The 16,174-nt window shown below is 34.8% G+C and carries 10 protein-coding genes and 3 pseudogenes; 10 read left to right on the top strand and 3 right to left on the bottom strand.

Annotated features, from left to right (window positions below; all coding sequences use genetic code 11):
- Nucleotides 1–120: 120 nt before the first annotated feature.
- From uvrA to ABWU62_RS07185, 3 genes are all read left to right on the top strand, one after another.
- A complete protein-coding gene (gene uvrA / locus ABWU62_RS07195) occupies nt 121–2,922 on the top strand; it encodes an excinuclease ABC subunit UvrA (protein WP_353287974.1) in 2,802 nt (933 codons plus the stop codon).
- A 51-nt stretch (nt 2,923–2,973) separates the two neighbouring features.
- On the top strand, nt 2,974–3,678 hold the full coding sequence (locus ABWU62_RS07190; protein WP_353287973.1) for a ComF family protein: 705 nt from the start codon (nt 2,974–2,976) through the stop codon (nt 3,676–3,678).
- 343 nt (nt 3,679–4,021) lie between these two features.
- Nucleotides 4,022–5,027, top strand: a protein-coding gene (locus ABWU62_RS07185) for an IS630 family transposase (RefSeq protein ID WP_353287112.1) whose coding sequence is annotated in 2 segments (ribosomal slippage) — nt 4,022–4,483 and nt 4,485–5,027 — 1,005 coding nt in all. Because the reading frame shifts where the segments join, the coding sequence is not laid out codon by codon here.
- A gap of 336 nt (nt 5,028–5,363) precedes the next feature.
- Here ABWU62_RS07185 and ABWU62_RS07180 read toward each other — a convergent pair.
- From ABWU62_RS07180 to ABWU62_RS07170, 3 genes and pseudogenes are all read right to left on the bottom strand, one after another.
- Nucleotides 5,364–5,611 (bottom strand): annotated as a pseudogene (locus ABWU62_RS07180) (transposase); the annotation flags it as partial.
- Nucleotides 5,612–5,637: 26 nt separating this feature from the next.
- A pseudogene (locus ABWU62_RS07175) lies at nt 5,638–5,932 on the bottom strand (transposase); the annotation flags it as partial.
- A complete protein-coding gene (locus tag ABWU62_RS07170; protein ID WP_353288207.1) occupies nt 5,910–6,170 on the bottom strand; it encodes a hypothetical protein in 261 nt (86 codons plus the stop codon). The pseudogene ABWU62_RS07175 and the gene ABWU62_RS07170, both read right to left, overlap by 23 nt.
- Nucleotides 6,171–6,415: 245 nt before the next feature.
- Between ABWU62_RS07170 and ABWU62_RS07165 the strand changes: the two genes are divergently transcribed.
- The 7 genes and pseudogenes from ABWU62_RS07165 (at nt 6,416) to ABWU62_RS07135 (ending at nt 16,172) form a co-directional block, all read left to right on the top strand.
- Entirely contained in the window at nt 6,416–7,360 is a 945-nt protein-coding gene (locus ABWU62_RS07165) for an ankyrin repeat domain-containing protein (RefSeq protein WP_353287972.1), read from the top strand.
- Between the two features lie 29 nt (nt 7,361–7,389).
- Nucleotides 7,390–8,621: pseudogene (locus ABWU62_RS07160) on the top strand (IS256 family transposase).
- Between the two features lie 360 nt (nt 8,622–8,981).
- Nucleotides 8,982–10,325 carry an AAA family ATPase gene (locus tag ABWU62_RS07155; RefSeq protein ID WP_353287971.1) on the top strand — a complete coding sequence of 448 codons (1,344 nt, stop codon included), beginning with the start codon at nt 8,982–8,984 and terminating at the stop codon, nt 10,323–10,325.
- 622 nt (nt 10,326–10,947) lie between these two features.
- Entirely contained in the window at nt 10,948–12,768 is a 1,821-nt protein-coding gene (locus ABWU62_RS07150) for a glycoside hydrolase TIM-barrel-like domain-containing protein (protein ID WP_353287970.1), read from the top strand.
- Between the two features lie 51 nt (nt 12,769–12,819).
- Nucleotides 12,820–13,825 (top strand): IS630 family transposase gene (locus tag ABWU62_RS07145; protein ID WP_353287090.1). Its coding sequence is split into 2 segments (ribosomal slippage): nt 12,820–13,281 and nt 13,283–13,825, totalling 1,005 coding nucleotides; the frame shifts between segments, so codons are not numbered across the junction.
- On the top strand, nt 13,803–15,260 hold the full coding sequence (locus tag ABWU62_RS07140) for a phage tail protein (RefSeq protein ID WP_353287969.1): 1,458 nt from the start codon (nt 13,803–13,805) through the stop codon (nt 15,258–15,260). Before ABWU62_RS07145 ends, ABWU62_RS07140 begins: the two co-directional genes overlap by 23 nt.
- 48 nt (nt 15,261–15,308) lie before the next feature.
- Entirely contained in the window at nt 15,309–16,172 is an 864-nt protein-coding gene (locus ABWU62_RS07135; protein ID WP_353288187.1) for a hypothetical protein, read from the top strand.
- Nucleotides 16,173–16,174 lie beyond the last annotated feature (2 nt).

The following is a 16,174-nucleotide window of genomic DNA, read 5'->3' as shown; positions in this document are numbered from 1 at the left end:
TATAGTTGTGTGGCAAAATGTTTTGCACTACCTCGTTTTCTGTAATAGTTAAAAAAATTAGTAGCAAGTTGTTGTGAGTTTATGTATTTTGAGGCTGTAATGGTCAAAGGTATATGAAGTATGATCAGAGTTAAAGGTGCAAGAGAGCATAATCTGCAGGGTATAGATGTCAATATACCGAAAAATAAGTTAGTTGTTATAACTGGGCTGAGCGGTTCTGGTAAATCAAGCTTAGCATTCGATACGATTTATGCAGAAGGCCAACGCCGATACGTTGAAAGTCTATCGGTTTATGCACGTCAATTTCTTAACATTCAAGATAAACCAGATGTTGAGTCAATCACAGGCCTCTCTCCTGCAATATCAATTAATCAAAAATCGATCTCAAAAAATCCAAGATCAACCGTTGGAACTGTTACTGAAATTTATGACTATCTACGCTTAATATATGCACGAATAGGAATTCCTTACTCGCCTGCAACTGGATTACCAATAACGAAACAGACTGTATCTCAAATTGTAGATATTATTACAGCATTACCTTTAGAAACTAAAGTATATATACTTGCTCCTATTGTGCGTGGCAGAAAGGGAGAGCACCTGAAAGAGATATTGGAAATTAAAAAGCAGGGTTACGTAAGACTAAAAATAAACGGTAAAATATATCATATAGATGAGTTGCCTAAACTCGATAAAAACAAGAAGCACGATATTTTCGTAGTTGCAGATAGAGTATCTATATCAGATGATATAGGAAATCGACTACCAAGCAGTATAGAATCAGCATTGAGACTTGCCCATGGCTTGATATATGCAGAAATAGTGGAATTACCCGACAACCATAATTCCGAATATAAAAACGGTCAAGTTTTAACTTTCTCAGAGAATTTTGCATGTCCTGAGTCTGGCTTTACTCTTGAAGAAATAGAGCCAAGATTGTTTTCTTTCAACAGCCCCTATGGTGCGTGCAGTTCATGTAATGGGCTCGGTAAGAAAATAAGTGTTGATGCAAACCTGATAGTGCCAGATGAGACACTCTCAATATCTGAGGGTGCTTTAAAGCCAGTAGGTCAAATGCATGCAAATTCTGGGTCTCTAAGAAATGTAATTCTATCATTGGCTGAAAATTGCAAATTTAGCCTTGATATTCCGTGGAAAAATATAGATGAAAAAGTGAAGGATTTGATACTCTTTGGCTCTAGAGAACTAAAATTTCAAGGCTTGGTCAGTATCCTAGAACACCAGATGGATTATAATGAAGCACTTATTGAGAAATATTGCTCTATCATGCACTGCAAGGAATGTACTGGCTATAGATTGAGAAAAGAAGCACTTACAGTGAAAATTGATGAAAAACATATAGGTGAAATATCAGAGCTCAGCATCGATGAATCCCTTAAGTGGTTTGAAAATTTGCCAGACAAGCTCACAGAACAACATAAGCAAATTTCAAATAAAATATTAAACGAAATAATCAAAAGGCTGACATTTTTAAAGGATGTAGGGCTAAATTACCTTACACTTGACCGTGAATCTAGCACTCTCTCTGGTGGTGAAAGCCAGAGGATCAGGCTTGCTTCGCAAATTGGCTCTGGTTTAACAGGAGTGCTATACGTGCTTGACGAACCCTCAATTGGCCTTCATCAATGTGATAATGATCGATTAATTGCCACACTTAAAAATCTGAGAGACATGGGTAATACTGTGATTGTTGTTGAACATGATGAAGACACAATAATGGCTGCTGATTATGTGATTGATATTGGTCCTGGAGCTGGTGTAAACGGAGGAAAAGTTGTTGCAGAAGGAACACCAGGTCAGGTACAAAAAAATTTAGAGAGCATAACAGGACAGTATTTAAGTGGAAAGAAGGAAATTTCAATTTCAAAAAGAAGAAAGCAAGCAACTCAGTTCATAAAGGTAGTTAACGCGTGTGAGAATCACTTAAAAAATATAAATGTTGAATTTCCTATAGGGAATCTCATTTGTGTTACTGGAATATCAGGAGGAGGAAAATCAAGTTTAGTAATAGAAACACTATATAAATATTCAGCACAGAAGATAAATCATTCATCTGTAAAGCATGGCCGATGCGACAAGATAGAAGGCCTTGAGTATATAGATAAAATTATAGAAGTTGATCAATCGCCAATTGGTAGGACCCCAGCATCAAATCCAGCAACATATGTTGGTATGTTTACTCACATCAGAAATTGGTTTGCAGGTCTTCCAGAATCGAAAGCTAGGGGATATAATGTGAGCCGATTTTCATTTAATACCAAGGGAGGAAGATGTGAAGCTTGTAAAGGTGATGGGCATTTAAAGATCGAGATGCATTTCTTACCGGATGTTTATGTGAAATGTGAGCAATGTAGAGGACAGAGGTATAACCGAGAAACATTGGAAGTTACTTACAAGGGAAAATCAATCTCTGATGTACTTGATATGACAATAGATCAAGCATGTGATTTTTTTGCAGATCTTCCAATGATAAAGGAAAAGTTGATTTCTTTACAAGAAGTAGGGCTTGGCTATATAACGCTTGGACAGTCGTCAACGACATTGTCCGGGGGTGAAGCACAACGAATAAAGCTGTCTAAGGAACTATCAAAGCGATTTACCGGAAAAATATTGTATATTCTCGATGAGCCAACAACTGGGTTACATTTTGAAGATGTAAATAATTTACTGAAAATACTCCATAGGTTAGTTGATTTAGGAAACACTGTTATAGTTATTGAGCACAATTTACACGTTATAAAAACTGCTGATTACATAATAGATATTGGTCCAGAGGGTGGAGTAAAAGGTGGCGAAGTGGTTGCTGTAGGAACTCCAGAAAAAGTTGCACAGACTCCAGAAAGCGTTACAGGCAAGTATCTTAAAACATATTTATTGGATCAAGTATCGACTATTTCTTAATAATTAGGTTATGAGGAGTATTTTAAAAGGTATACCTAACATATTTAATTCATGAATCTTCTCTTGCTAAAAAAAGCTACAGATCTCATATTTCCAAACGCATGCGTAAGTTGTGAATGTATAATTGATGAAAGTTATGACTTATGCAGTGAATGCAATAAAAAAATTAATTTTTTAACTAAGCATTACTGTAATGTTTGTGGTGTAGTAATTCCAGATAACATTTATACATGTGGCAAATGCATCAGCAGTCCTCCATTATTTGAAGTGTTAAGATCAGTTTTTGCCTACGATGAACATAGCGAAAATATGATTATAAATTTTAAATTTTTTGATAACTTAAATTATGTGAAAGTCTATGCAAAGTGGATGTACAAAACTAACAAAGACATATTTCAAAATGCAGAGGTCATAATTCCCATACCGCTACATAAAATACGCTTATTTAAACGTAAATATAATCAAGCAGCATTGCTCGCGAAGGAATTAAGTAAGTTATCTAATTTATCTTATACACCATTTGCAATAAAACGTATTTGTCACACTGTACCTCAAGCTGGTCTTTCACTTAAACGGCGTGAAAAAAATTTAAAAAAGGCTTTTAAAATAAGCAACAGCGAAATTATCAAAAACAAAATCGTGATATTGGTTGATGATGTAGTAACAACTGGCGCAACCGCAAGGTCTTGCTCTCAGGAAATTTTAAACTCTGGTGCAAGAGAAGTGAGAGTGCTATCGCTTGCAAGAACTGTATGAAAATCAGCTAAGGTACAACGTTTCATTTTTAGTAAAGGTTTAGTGTTTTACTTTACAAATTCCTCTCAAAAAGTCCAGTTATAGTGTATGCTGGGTCTATAGTTATTTTCTAAATTGAAAGATATAGGGAGTACGCCTACAAAACTTCCTTTTTTGATTAAATAGACATTGAATTGTAAATGTCCATTTCATCTGCTATAAGCGATAACTTTTCGCTCTCAAAACGGAGATTGCTTGCAATATCTGTTAACTTTTCACTAATACCAATTCCCGCTATACAAGCAACGAATAGACAATAATGGAAAAAAAGCCATACTGGAGTAAGTAAAATAGCGAGGTTTAGATGGCATTAAGATCAAAATTATTGGATGAAAAAGTGGTGGAATCAGCAAAAGAGATGTTGAAGAAAGTAAGAAATAATGCGTATGTTGCAAAAAAACTAAATGCTGTAATTGCAGCAAAAAAGCACAGTATAACAGCTGTAGCAAAAATATGTTGCATTTCGAGAAAGGCAATTACTACATGGATAAAGCACATAAAATTTGGAAGAAAAGAAAAATTATTTTCTCCACCTCAACGCCGTAGAAAAACTATATTGAACCAAAGTCAACTTGAACAAATTGAGGTGTGGATAGAGGAAAACCCCAATATTACTATCAGAGAAATGAGAATAAGAATCCAAGAAAGATTTGGTTTGAATATCAGCAAATCCACAATACATCGTAATATGCAAAGAATGAAATTCTCATATATCACACCAAGACCAGTTCATAGTGGACAGGATAAAAATAAGCAAGAGGAGTTTAAAAAAAAACCTCAATGAAACTATTGTCATGCATTCTGAAAAAGAGCTATTTTTCTTCGATGAATCACGGTTTGGTACACATTCAAAAGTTGGACATGGGTGGTTTAAAAAAGGCAGTAGGACACAGGTTAAGGTAAAATTAGGTAGGGAAAATTTTTATCTCTATAGTGCAGTTAATCCCAGAAATGGAGAGAATTTTAGCTTATTCGCACCAAACGTCAACACTGCTTGTATAAATATATTCCTTGAACAGATGTCGCAATATTTAGGAATACGAAAGGCTTTTCTCGTGATGGATTGCGCTAGTTGGCATAAGTCAAAAAGTTTAAAGATACCTAAAAATATCGAAATTATATACCTACCACCATACTCACCTGACCTCAATCCTGTTGAGAGGTTTTGGTTATATATAAAACAGAACATTTTGCGCAATAAAATCTACGATACAATTGTTCTGCTTGAGAGCGCTTTGTGTAAATTTATTACCTCTCTTTCCCCTTCCACGGTTAAACAACTCTGCAATGCTTCTTATTTGGTTCATTAATAATGAGAGTTGGTATAAGTGTTACTTTTTCTGGTGAATGGTGTTCAGGAGCTTTAGTATTCCTATTACAGTCGGCCTTGCACCAAGATCTATTAATTTTCGACAATAAATTATCACTCCAGTATTTATTTTCACACTGTCTGTGGCATAAGTTAAGTAAATCAACTCCACGCAATGTCAATGAAGTAGAATCTTGTATAGATTTTGTCATAATATATCCTTAATTAAATAATATAATATTAATGGATATTATATTAATTTCGGTATAATTACTTTTCAGATACCCTTTCTTTATTGAAAAATTCAGGAAAATGCTGTGTAATCTTTGGTAAAACTTTACGTTAATTTCTCAATTTTGCTAATAGACAATCTTGTTACTTTAGCAATGGTAGTAATATCCATGCCTTCAGCAAGCAATGCTTTTGCCACTTCAGTCTTTCCCGCAATTTTTCCTTTTTCAATACCTTCTTCCATACCTTTTTCTGTAGCATCATCAAGTTTCCGAGCAAGAATAGCCCTTTCATCACAAATACGCGCTTTATTTCTTGTTCATAAGTTATGAATTCTTTTTCTGACCAGTTATAGCCCTTCTCATAATAGTCTAAAAAGGTCATAAAAAGGAAGAATCAATAGAATAACGAAAAGATGAAAATAGAGTCCTGATTCTGTTTTTTATAGCAAACCAATTATGCTCAATTTTGTTAAAATCTGGAGAATATGGAGGCAGATATATAACTTCAGCACCGACACTTTTAACAAATTCACTTATTTTCTATGAAAAGTTGCATTATCCAAAATCACCCAGCAAAAAGCTTGAATTAGCTATTAAAAACGTCTGTATTGCAGTAGCCTTCAAAAATCATAGGCGCCATAATTTTTCCCTTATTCAAAGCTGCAATCATATTTTTGAATACTCACTGCATTCAGAAAAAAATAGGTACATGCTAGTGTAATAGCAGTGGATATAATAATTGGAACAAGTAAAAAAGCCTCTATTAGCTTTCTCACAGAGCTGGCTGGTTTAATGCTGTTATTATTCAATGATGCAAAATAATTTTCACTAAGGTTGGCCATCCATTTTGCGCCAGATAAGACCCTCTCACTATTTTTTTTAGATAAGTTGACTTGTATTTGCTTTCCCATGTTTATAATTATGCTAATAATAAATATGATAAGATCAATATAAATTTTTTACTTCCGTGTTTTTTCTATTGTTGTTTATAATGACTATAGTTACATCACATATTTCTTTCAATTAAATGGATCAGTTATTTATTGCAAATCACTGACTTTTTCAATGGTTTCTTTTTTTAAATAATTCCTAAAAATGTGTTTACTTTTGTTTGTAATTGTGTAGTAACTGCAACGTAAAGTTATAGGAGGTAAAGATGGATTTTGAAAATCTGAAAAAGATATTAAGTGCAATTGATAAAGATGCAAGTGTAAATAAAGATAACGTAATTAATAAAATAAAAGAGGTATTGCGAAGGGAAGATACAATAGCGTATCAAGAGTGGGAAAATAAAAATTTTAGTATAAATCATACATTCATCCAAAGTGATCCTGATGCCGAATTTACATTATTAATTGCAGCTGCAGCAGCTGGCTGTAAGGATTTAGTGAATGTTTTATTAGATAGGCATGCGGATGTTCATGTAGAAGGTGAAAATAGAGAGACTGCCTTGTATCATGCCATTTATAGTGGATGTATAGATGTAGTAAATGCTCTACTAGAAAAAGGTGCGGATGTTAATGTAAAAGACAGAAGTGGCAGTACTCCTTTGCATTATGCTACTGTATATAACTTCATAGATGTAGTAAATGTTCTACTAAAGAGAGGTGCAGGTGTTAATATAAAAGACAGAAATGGTCGGACTCCTTTGCATCATGCTACTATATATAAATTCATAGATGTAGTAAATGTTCTACTAAAAACAGGTGCAGATATTAATGTAAAAGATGAAAATGGTAGTACTCCTTTGCATTATGCTACTTTAAGTAACCATGTAGAGGTAGTATATGCTCTGTTAGCTGAAGGCGCAAGTGTTCATGTAAAAGATAGAAATGGTAGTACTCCTTTGCATTATGCTGCTAAAAATGGCTATTTAGAGATAGTAGATGCTCTACTAGACAGAGGTGCAGATGTTTATGAAAAAGATAGTTTGCAGAAAACTCCTTTGTATTATGCCATTATAAATCACCAAGAAGATATGGTAGAGAGTATAAAAGGGTTTTTAAAAAGTAAAGTAGTTCAAGGTAGTGTAGTTGTTGGTGGCTTAGTTGCCATGTTATGGGAACGTTCAAAAAAGTGTGTCAAACCGAAAAAAAAGTAATAAATTGATATAAAAAATGGAGGTTTGATATGAGTCAAGCAAATAGAACTACTGGTTTGGTAGATTATAAAGAATTAGAAACAAATATCCTGTCATCTATACGAGAAGGAAGACCATTGACAGGAAGAGATGGAGCATTAACACCGTTTATAAAAAGGTTGCTAGAGGCAAGTCTGGAAGGTGAAATAGAAAGCTACATGTCAGCTGAAAGTGAAGAAAATAACCGAAGAAATGGGAGAAACGCAAAAACTTTACGCACGAGTGCAGGCTCATTTGAGCTGCTAACACCAAGAGATAGGGAGGGAAGCTTTGAACCACAAATAGTCAAAAAAAGGCAAACAAGCCTACATCCAGAACTTGAAGCAAAGGTCTTAAGCACATATGCCAGTGGCATGGGATACAGAGATATAGCTTCACATGTTGAGGAAATATATGACCACAAAATATCAGCAGCAGAGATATCTAGTATTACCGATAAACTGCTACCAGTAATCAATGAATGGCGCAGCCGCCCACTGCAATCAGTGTATCCAATAGTATTTATGGATGGCATGTTTTTTAAGGTCAAGGAGGACGGACATTGCATAAGTAAATGTATGTATAATATATTGGGCATAAATCAAAATGGCAGAAAAGAAGTATTAGGTTTTTATTTGGCTGAAAGTGAAGGAGCTAACTTCTGGTTGGGAGTACTAAATGACCTCAAAGAAAGAGGAGTAGAAGATATTCTAATTGCCTGTATTGATGGGCTAAAAAGCTTTCCTACCGCTATAAATAGTGTATTTCCTAAAGCAGAAGTACAGCTATGCATAGTGCATCAGATAAGGAATTCACTGAAGTATGTATCTAGCAAAGATGTAAAAGTTTTCATAAATGATTTGAAAAAAATATATCGTGCTTCAAGTAAAGAGATTGCTGAGAATTATTTGCTTGAGCTGGAAGAAAAATGGAGTGAAAAATATCCCTTGGTTACAAAATCATGGCAAAACAATTGGGAAAATTTGTCTGGTTATTTTAAGTATTCTGGACCAGTTAGGAAGCTGATTTACACCACCAATCCAATTGAGGGATTGCATAGACAAATTAGGAAATTTACTAAAACTAAGGGCTCATTTACTAATACAAATGCCTTGTACAAAAGGTATATTGTGCTATAAAAAAGGTAGAGCAAAAGTGGACTACAGCTTTGCCTAATTGGGCATTAACTATGTCTCAGCTTGACATTTTCTTTCCCAACAGACTGAAAATTGAGTTGAACTAAAAATGCAGCTTGACACAGTTTATTTAACACTCCCCTTTCGTAAATTTTTACTTCCGCACTTCTTTAGTGTTGCTTATAATAACTATAGATTTAGATCTTAATTAGAGGCTTTAATTACCTACTTTAAGTTATTGAATTTCTTGTCATAGCATCTGTCATTCCAGGGTACTGGAATGACAGAAAAAGAACACTGAATTAAAAATACAACATACCATCTTATATCTTAATACTGCATAATACTTCGATCATAGATTGATTAAAGAAACCTTAAGTTATTTCTTTAGCTGGTCTTGCTTTACTATGAAAAGCTTGTACTCTTTAAATATATTATTTATAAATTAATTACTTATAAGCTAAAATATGTTTAGTAGAACTAATATACCTTTTCTTACAGCTGGTGCTATTGCTTCTCTTGCACTACTTACATCTGGAGTTTTTGCTGTAGCTCCTTACGTTACATTTTTATCTTCAGTTGCAGCTTTAAATATAGCTCCCCCTTTTATTTTTATTTTATTTGCGCTTTCTGCAGTAGTAATTGTGTTTTTATATAAAATGATTAAACAAAATAAAAAATCTCAAGAAAACTCGAAAGCTGAAGTCAATGAGCCGAATAAAGGGTTAAGGAAAGAAGAAAATACTCGAGCTCCAATCATAGAAGTATCAGAGGATAAAGGGGCTAAAGAAAATAAAGAGAAGTTTAGTGGTCTAGAAAAAAAAGTCGACAGAATTTCAGAGAATTTTGCAACGAAAGATGAAGTGGATGGGTTAAAAAAAGAGGTTATTGATCTTTCTGCAAAGTTAATTAATAGTCCTGCAACAAAAGATGAAGTAGAAGTAAAGCTGAATATGAAATTTTACGCAAAAGGTGAAGAAAGAGGATGGAATACAGCATTTGATGATATTATATTACCAAGTAGCATAAAAGAAGATCTGAGAGAGATTTGTAAATCAAAAGGCGGAGGATATTTATTGAATGGCAAAGGAGGGACAGGTAAGACTAGTATTTGTGAGGCGATTGCAAATGAAATTAAATCTCAATTTGCTGTCATACGTATTTCTGCATCTTCCTTATGTAATGTAGCGAATATAGATCAAGTTTTTGAGAGGGCAAGAGAAAGCACTCCTTGTATAATTATTATGGAAGAGATTGACGGCATTGGTCTAGATCGCGAGAGTGGTAAAAACAGGAATGTAGAATCTTTAACTCATTTACTCGATAAATTGAATAAAACTTTCCTTGAAGAGAATATAGTAATTGCCACAACTAATCGTGCGAATGATTTAGATGGAGCACTAGTTAGGCATGAGCGCTTGAGAAAAATTGAGATTCCTGTGCTAGAGAAAGAAAGTACACGTAGGGGGATACTAAAAGAACATCTAAAAGAATTAAGCTATAGAGATGTTGAAACTATTGTAAATAGTACTAATGATTTTTCAGTAGCAAATCTTATTGGTTTAGCCAAGTATATACAAGAGGAGAGGGAAAAAATGAAAAGTAAAGGCAAAAGTATACCTATTTTCACTTTATGTGAAAGATTTAAGAAGGAGCATAACATTGAAGATAAGAAAAATGAGAAACATAGTAACGGAAAAATTAAAAACGAGGGTACAAGGATGTCATCTGGCTCATCTAGAAGCTCGTCAGCGAGCTCTTCATTAAGTGATGTTTTTTCTCAAGTAAGTGCACAGCAAATCCAGCAATAAGGAGCGTTACTACACAGTCTGGGATAACGCCATGCAAGTGACACAATTCGAATCATGTCATACCAGTGCTTGACAATAGTTTTTACCCAGAAGGTTCATTGAACTTCTAAAAGGGTGTCATTCCAGTACTGGAATCCAGGAATTTTTTGAGCACGCAAGTTATGCCAAGTTTTTTGTTGGTAAGAAAGGCTGGATCCCAGTACTGGGATGACAGGAAGAGGGCTACTCGGGTGACATCGAAGGGACTACTTGCATGACAACAAAGGTGCTGCTTGCATAACTCAAATTCAAAGAAAAATCATTTAATGTCATTCCAGCGTGTGACGCTGGAATCCAGAAATAAAGAACAATGGATCCTAGTGTCAGCTACTTGGGTGGCACCTATATTCCAGCAAGTGACGCTTTATTAAGTTGTCATTCCAGCACTTGATGCTGGAATCCAGATTTTTTTATTGGATCCCAGTGCTTGACACTGGGATGACAGGAAAAGGAGCACTGGAGTGACATCCTTTTTTTTCTGGATACCAGTCGCATGACACTACTATACAGTAGATCCCAATTTCATCCCAGTCTGGGATCTTCTTTAAAAAATTCAAAAAAATCTATCAAAAAGGAGAATATTATGTCTACAATAATTTTATCATCAATTTTAAGTAAAGCGGGCAGTATTTTTGGCCCAATTGGCCAGATTGTTGGCTCAGAACTCGGTGCTCTTCTTGGTGCACAGCTTGATAATGCAATATTTGGTCTTGGTGCTGAGCAAAAAGTGATACACGGACCAAGGCTAAAAAATCTGCAAGTTCAAACCTCAACCTATGGTAAAGCAATTCCAATTATCTACGGCACTGCTCGTGTTGCTGGAAACATTATTTGGTCACAGCCAATAAAAGAAGAGGCGATAACTACCAAAATTGGAAGAGGTATAAATATTGCATATAACTACTATGCAACGCTTGCAATTGCAATCTGCAAGGGGGAAGTAGAAAGATTAAACAGAATCTGGGCGAATACAAAATCGCTCAGTTTTGATGAAATAGATTATACTTTTTATCACGGCAGAGAAGATCAAAACCCTGATCCGTTTATATTGTCTCTTGAGGGAGAAAAAAACGTACCTGCCTATAGGGGAATATCTTACATAGTTATCAAGAATTTTCCTTTAGCAGACTACAACAATCGCGTTCCGGTGTTTACATTTGAAGTGCAAACTGCGTTAAAGCTTAGTGGATTCTCAGTCGCAGAAAACGTTGAGAATATCAATATTATACCAGGTTCAGGAGAGTTTGTGTATGATACAAAAATACAGAAGAAAATTGCGCGAGAAAAAATAAGCAGTAGCCAATATATCCCATATGGGCTGGCACAAAGGGTAAATCACAATAATCACACAAAAAAGAGCGATGCTATGCTTTCTTTGGACCAATTGAAGGAAAGTTTACCAAATGTTGAATGGGCATCGGTAGTGGTTAATTGGTTTGCGAGCAGTTTAAATATCAAAGATTGTAAAATATATCCTGCAGTTGAATTTCAAGACGATTCTGCTATAGTACCTGATGATTGGCAAGTAGGCAGTATTACCAGAGATAAGGCTCAGCTGATTTCAAAAGATAATAATGGAAATCCAAGGTATGGTGGTACAGTTAGCGATGCAGGATTGATTAGATATATAGAAGAACTACATAGTAGAGGTTATAAGGTGATGCTCTACCCAATGCCCTTGCTTGACACAAAAAACAAAGAGTGGCGAGGAAAATTGAGCGGTACTCCTCAGGATATAAGTGATTTTTTTGAGAATCAGTATAGCAAATTCATAGAGCATTACACGAGCATTGCCAAACAAACTAAAGTGGAAGGGTTTATTATTGGTTCTGAGTTTGCTCAGCTTACCAGAGTAAAAGATGTAGAGGGCAATTATCCTGCAGTGGTAGAGCTGGTCAAACTTGCAAAGCGAATAAAACTTCAGCTCGGGAAAGAAGTAACAGTGACTTATGCTGCTGATTGGAGCGAGTATCATTCATATGATGGTTGGTATAATATGGATGAACTTTGGTCTTCGGAGTTTATCGATGTTGTTGGTATAGATGCTTATTTTCCACTCACCGATGGCCCAGAACCTCCTTTTGGTTATTCTGCGGAAGATGTAATCTATGGTTGGAACAGCGGAGTAGGGTATGATTATTTTTACGATTACTCAAAGAGTAGAACCGAAAAAGTAAAATATAACAACAGTAAATACGCGTGGAAGAATATAGAAAAATGGTGGAGTGAAGCTCATGTAAATCCAGGCGGTAGCAAGACAAAATGGCAACCAAAAATGAAGAAAATATGGTTTACCGAATATGGATTTTCCAGTATGAATGGCTGCACTAATGAGCCAAATGTATTTGTTGATAAAGGTAGCATAGAAAGTAATACCAATTCCCGCTATACAAGCAACGAATAGACGATAATGGAAAAAAAGCCATACTGGAGTAAGTAAAACAGCGAGGTTTAGATGGCATTAAGATCAAAATTATTGGATGAAAAAGTGGTGGAATCAGCAAAAGAGATGCTGAAGAAAGTAAGAAATAATGCGTATGTTGCAAAAAAACTAAATGCTGTAATTGCAGCAAAAAAGCACAGTATAACAGCTGTAGCAAAAATATGTTGCATTTCGAGAAAGGCAATTACTACATGGATAAAGCACATAAAATTTGGAAGAGAAGAAAAATTATTTTCTCCACCTCAACGCCGTAGAAAAACTATATTGAACCAAAGTCAACTTGAACAAATTGAGGTGTGGATAGAGGAAAACCCCAATATTACTATTAGAGAAATGAGAATAAGAATCCAAGAAAGATTTGGTTTGAATATCAGCAAATCCACAATACATCGTAATATGCAAAGAATGAAATTCTCATATATCACACCAAGACCAGTTCATAGTGGACAGGATAAAAATAAGCAAGAGGAGTTTAAAAAAAAACCTCAATGAAACTATTGTCATGCATTCTGAAAAAGAGCTATTTTTCTTCGATGAATCACGGTTTGGTACACATTCAAAAGTTGGACATGGGTGGTTTAAAAAAGGCAGTAGGACACAGGTTAAGGTAAAATTAGGTAGGGAAAATTTTTATCTCTATAGTGCAGTTAATCCCAGAAATGGAGAGAATTTTAGCTTATTTGCACCAAACGTCAACACTGCTTGTATAAATATATTCCTTGAACAGATGTCGCAATATTTAGGAATACGAAAGGCTTTTCTCGTGATGGATTGCGCTAGTTGGCATAAGTCAAAAAGTTTAAAGATACCTAAAAATATCGAAATTATATACCTACCACCATACTCACCTGACCTCAATCCTGTTGAGAGGTTTTGGTTATATATAAAACAGAACATTTTGCGCAATAAAATCTACGATACAATTGTTCTGCTTGAGAGCGCTTTGTGTAAATTTATTACCTCTCTTTCCCCTTCCACGGTTAAACAACTCTGCAATGCTTCTTATTTGGTTCATTAATAATGAGAGTTGGTATAAGTATCCACGATACTCAAACGGAGAGGTAAGCTTTCTTTCGCAGAAAATTGCAATCGAAGGAACACTAAAAAGGTGGCAAAGCTCAGAAATGGTGGAGAAAATGTTCCTCTGGGCGTGGGATGCAAGACCATTTCCTTATTTTCCCAATTTATGTGATATGTGGGCTGATTGCCATAACTGGCAGACAGGCCATTGGATTCAAGGGAAAATTTCACAACTTGATATATTTGATGTTTTATCTGATTTATTACAAAAGGCCGGCTTAAAAAGCGATCAGTTTGATACAAGTGATGTTAAAGGATTGCTGTCTGGGTATGTAATAAATGACCAGCAATCAGTACGTTCCATCATTAGAATGCTACAAAATTGTTATTTCTTTGATGTTGTCGAGCAAGACTCTAAACTGAAATTTATTCAAAAGGGCAGGGGAGTTACAACTGTAGTACCCATTGATGAGATAGTTTCCAATAACAGTTTAAGGTCGGTACAACTTAGTCAATTAGATTTAAACAATAAGATCAACGTCGTTTATTTTAACCGCAATTTTGGCTATCCAATTGATGTGAAATATGCTGAACTGCCAAAGCAGGGCAATGCTGCAACAGTTCCAATACCGCTAATTATGGAAGAGGGTGAGGCGCAAAATATAGCTGAAGTTTTACTTTATTCTTCGTGGCAAGAGAGAAATGTATACAACTTTAAGCTACCGATAAAATATGCATGGCTTTTACCAAGTGATGTCATAGCAATTTCAGATGGCGAGAAAAGACATACGATAAGAATTGTAAAGACAAAGTTTGAAAGCATGTCCATTCAAGTAATAGGAGTTGGTTATGATCCCTCTATATACAAGCTCTCCTTTTCTTCAACAAAATCACTTATGCTGAAAGAATATCCTCCTTCTCATATCAGTAAAACCATCATAGAAATGATCGATTTACCGTATATTAAAGGTAATATTACAAATTTTACTTTAACTAGTGAAGAGGAAAATTGGAAAGGAGCAACGCTCTTTATTTCGTATGATGATAAAGATTATAAGCCCATCGCAAGTGCAAACATACAATCTACTTACGGATATGTAATCGAATCTACCGATGAGGGAATTACAGTAGTGCTACGTTTTGGTAAGCTAGATGTCATGAGTCCAACTGTGTTAGCTCTGGTTGGCAAAGAGGTAATAAAATTTGAAAGTGCAAAGCTTATAGACAAGAATAAATACAAATTGAGTAACCTCATTAGAGAACAAGAGGGCACTAAGAAATATGAATACACCTCAGGTGAAAAATTCGTTCTACTTGATGATTCAATAATTTCTTTCGAAGTGCAAGAAGGAAGAAAATTTTACCTAAAAGCAGTCACTTATGGTGATTCATTGGAAAATACGGAAACAAAAGTTCTCACAATTGACAATTAACGCAGTATATGTTAGTATTATATGTGTAAAGTAATTATAAAGCTTATTATGTCAAGAGAAATGGTTAATGCATTGAAATCTCAAGTAAAAGAGCTCAAACATGCTAATTTAGTAGCTAAAGGATTAAGCTCACAGGGTTGGTATGAAATTTACTCTGGCAAGGGAACATATATAGATCTCCATAGATGCGGTGATATTACTATTAATGGACAAAAAGTAACTAGTGAGTTTATTGGAGAACTATACTCAAAGCATGAAAGTCTGGTTATAATAGGAGACAACTATCATCCATTTCTGAAAGCAGTTTTTACAGAAATGTTTGAACACGTTGGTGCAGCAGTTCCTAATGACTATATTATGGAAGAATTGATAAATAACTATTATCAGGGCGGATATATTTTTTTCGTTGTTTCTATTCCGAATAAAATACTTAATTCGTTAGAATCGTACGCAAAAAATAAAATAATAAAGCACAATATGGATTGTCATGAACCCAATTGTCTAAAACTTAGTTTCAGTGTGAAATATACAAATATAGTGGACATGGATAGTTATGGTGGGATAATGTGTATCAAAGAACACGATTTATGCAATTCAGTAGAATTTAATCTGAAATATAAGGGCGAAAATGTGACATATGAAGATGGTAAAATTCTACTTAAAATCCCCAAAGAGTTAGAAAATTACAAAGCTGGTAATGACAGTCTGCTCGATAAGCTTACTGATATTATTAATAAGCTTGTTGAATACTTTAAAAAGCTCTGCGAGAAATTGGGCTTTAAGTTTGATACAAAAATAGAGTACAATTCTGAGCGTAATATAAACATAGAGCACAACCTTGGTAAGCCACTGAAGGTGATAGATGAGCCAGATATATATGCTGTCAATGGCTTAGAGCTCAGAGGACGCTGAAT

This window comes from Wolbachia endosymbiont (group B) of Gerris lacustris (assembly GCF_964028355.1).
Lineage (GTDB): Bacteria > Pseudomonadota > Alphaproteobacteria > Rickettsiales > Anaplasmataceae > Wolbachia.
This window is presented reverse-complemented; position numbering and strand designations above follow the sequence as displayed.

Excerpts from the sequence above, each read along its gene's own strand:
- ABWU62_RS07155 (WP_353287971.1), top strand. The coding sequence starts at position 8,982 with ATGTTTAGTAGAACTAATATACCTTTTCTTACAGCTGGTGCTATTGCT.
- ABWU62_RS07170 (WP_353288207.1), bottom strand. The coding sequence starts at position 6,170 with ATGGGAAAGCAAATACAAGTCAACTTATCTAAAAAAAATAGTGAGAGG.
- ABWU62_RS07140 (WP_353287969.1), top strand. The coding sequence starts at position 13,803 with ATGCTTCTTATTTGGTTCATTAATAATGAGAGTTGGTATAAGTATCCA.
- ABWU62_RS07190 (WP_353287973.1), top strand. The coding sequence starts at position 2,974 with ATGAATCTTCTCTTGCTAAAAAAAGCTACAGATCTCATATTTCCAAAC.
- ABWU62_RS07165 (WP_353287972.1), top strand. The coding sequence starts at position 6,416 with ATGGATTTTGAAAATCTGAAAAAGATATTAAGTGCAATTGATAAAGAT.
- ABWU62_RS07150 (WP_353287970.1), top strand. The coding sequence starts at position 10,948 with ATGTCTACAATAATTTTATCATCAATTTTAAGTAAAGCGGGCAGTATT.
- uvrA (WP_353287974.1), top strand. The coding sequence starts at position 121 with ATGATCAGAGTTAAAGGTGCAAGAGAGCATAATCTGCAGGGTATAGAT.
- ABWU62_RS07135 (WP_353288187.1), top strand. The coding sequence starts at position 15,309 with ATGTCAAGAGAAATGGTTAATGCATTGAAATCTCAAGTAAAAGAGCTC.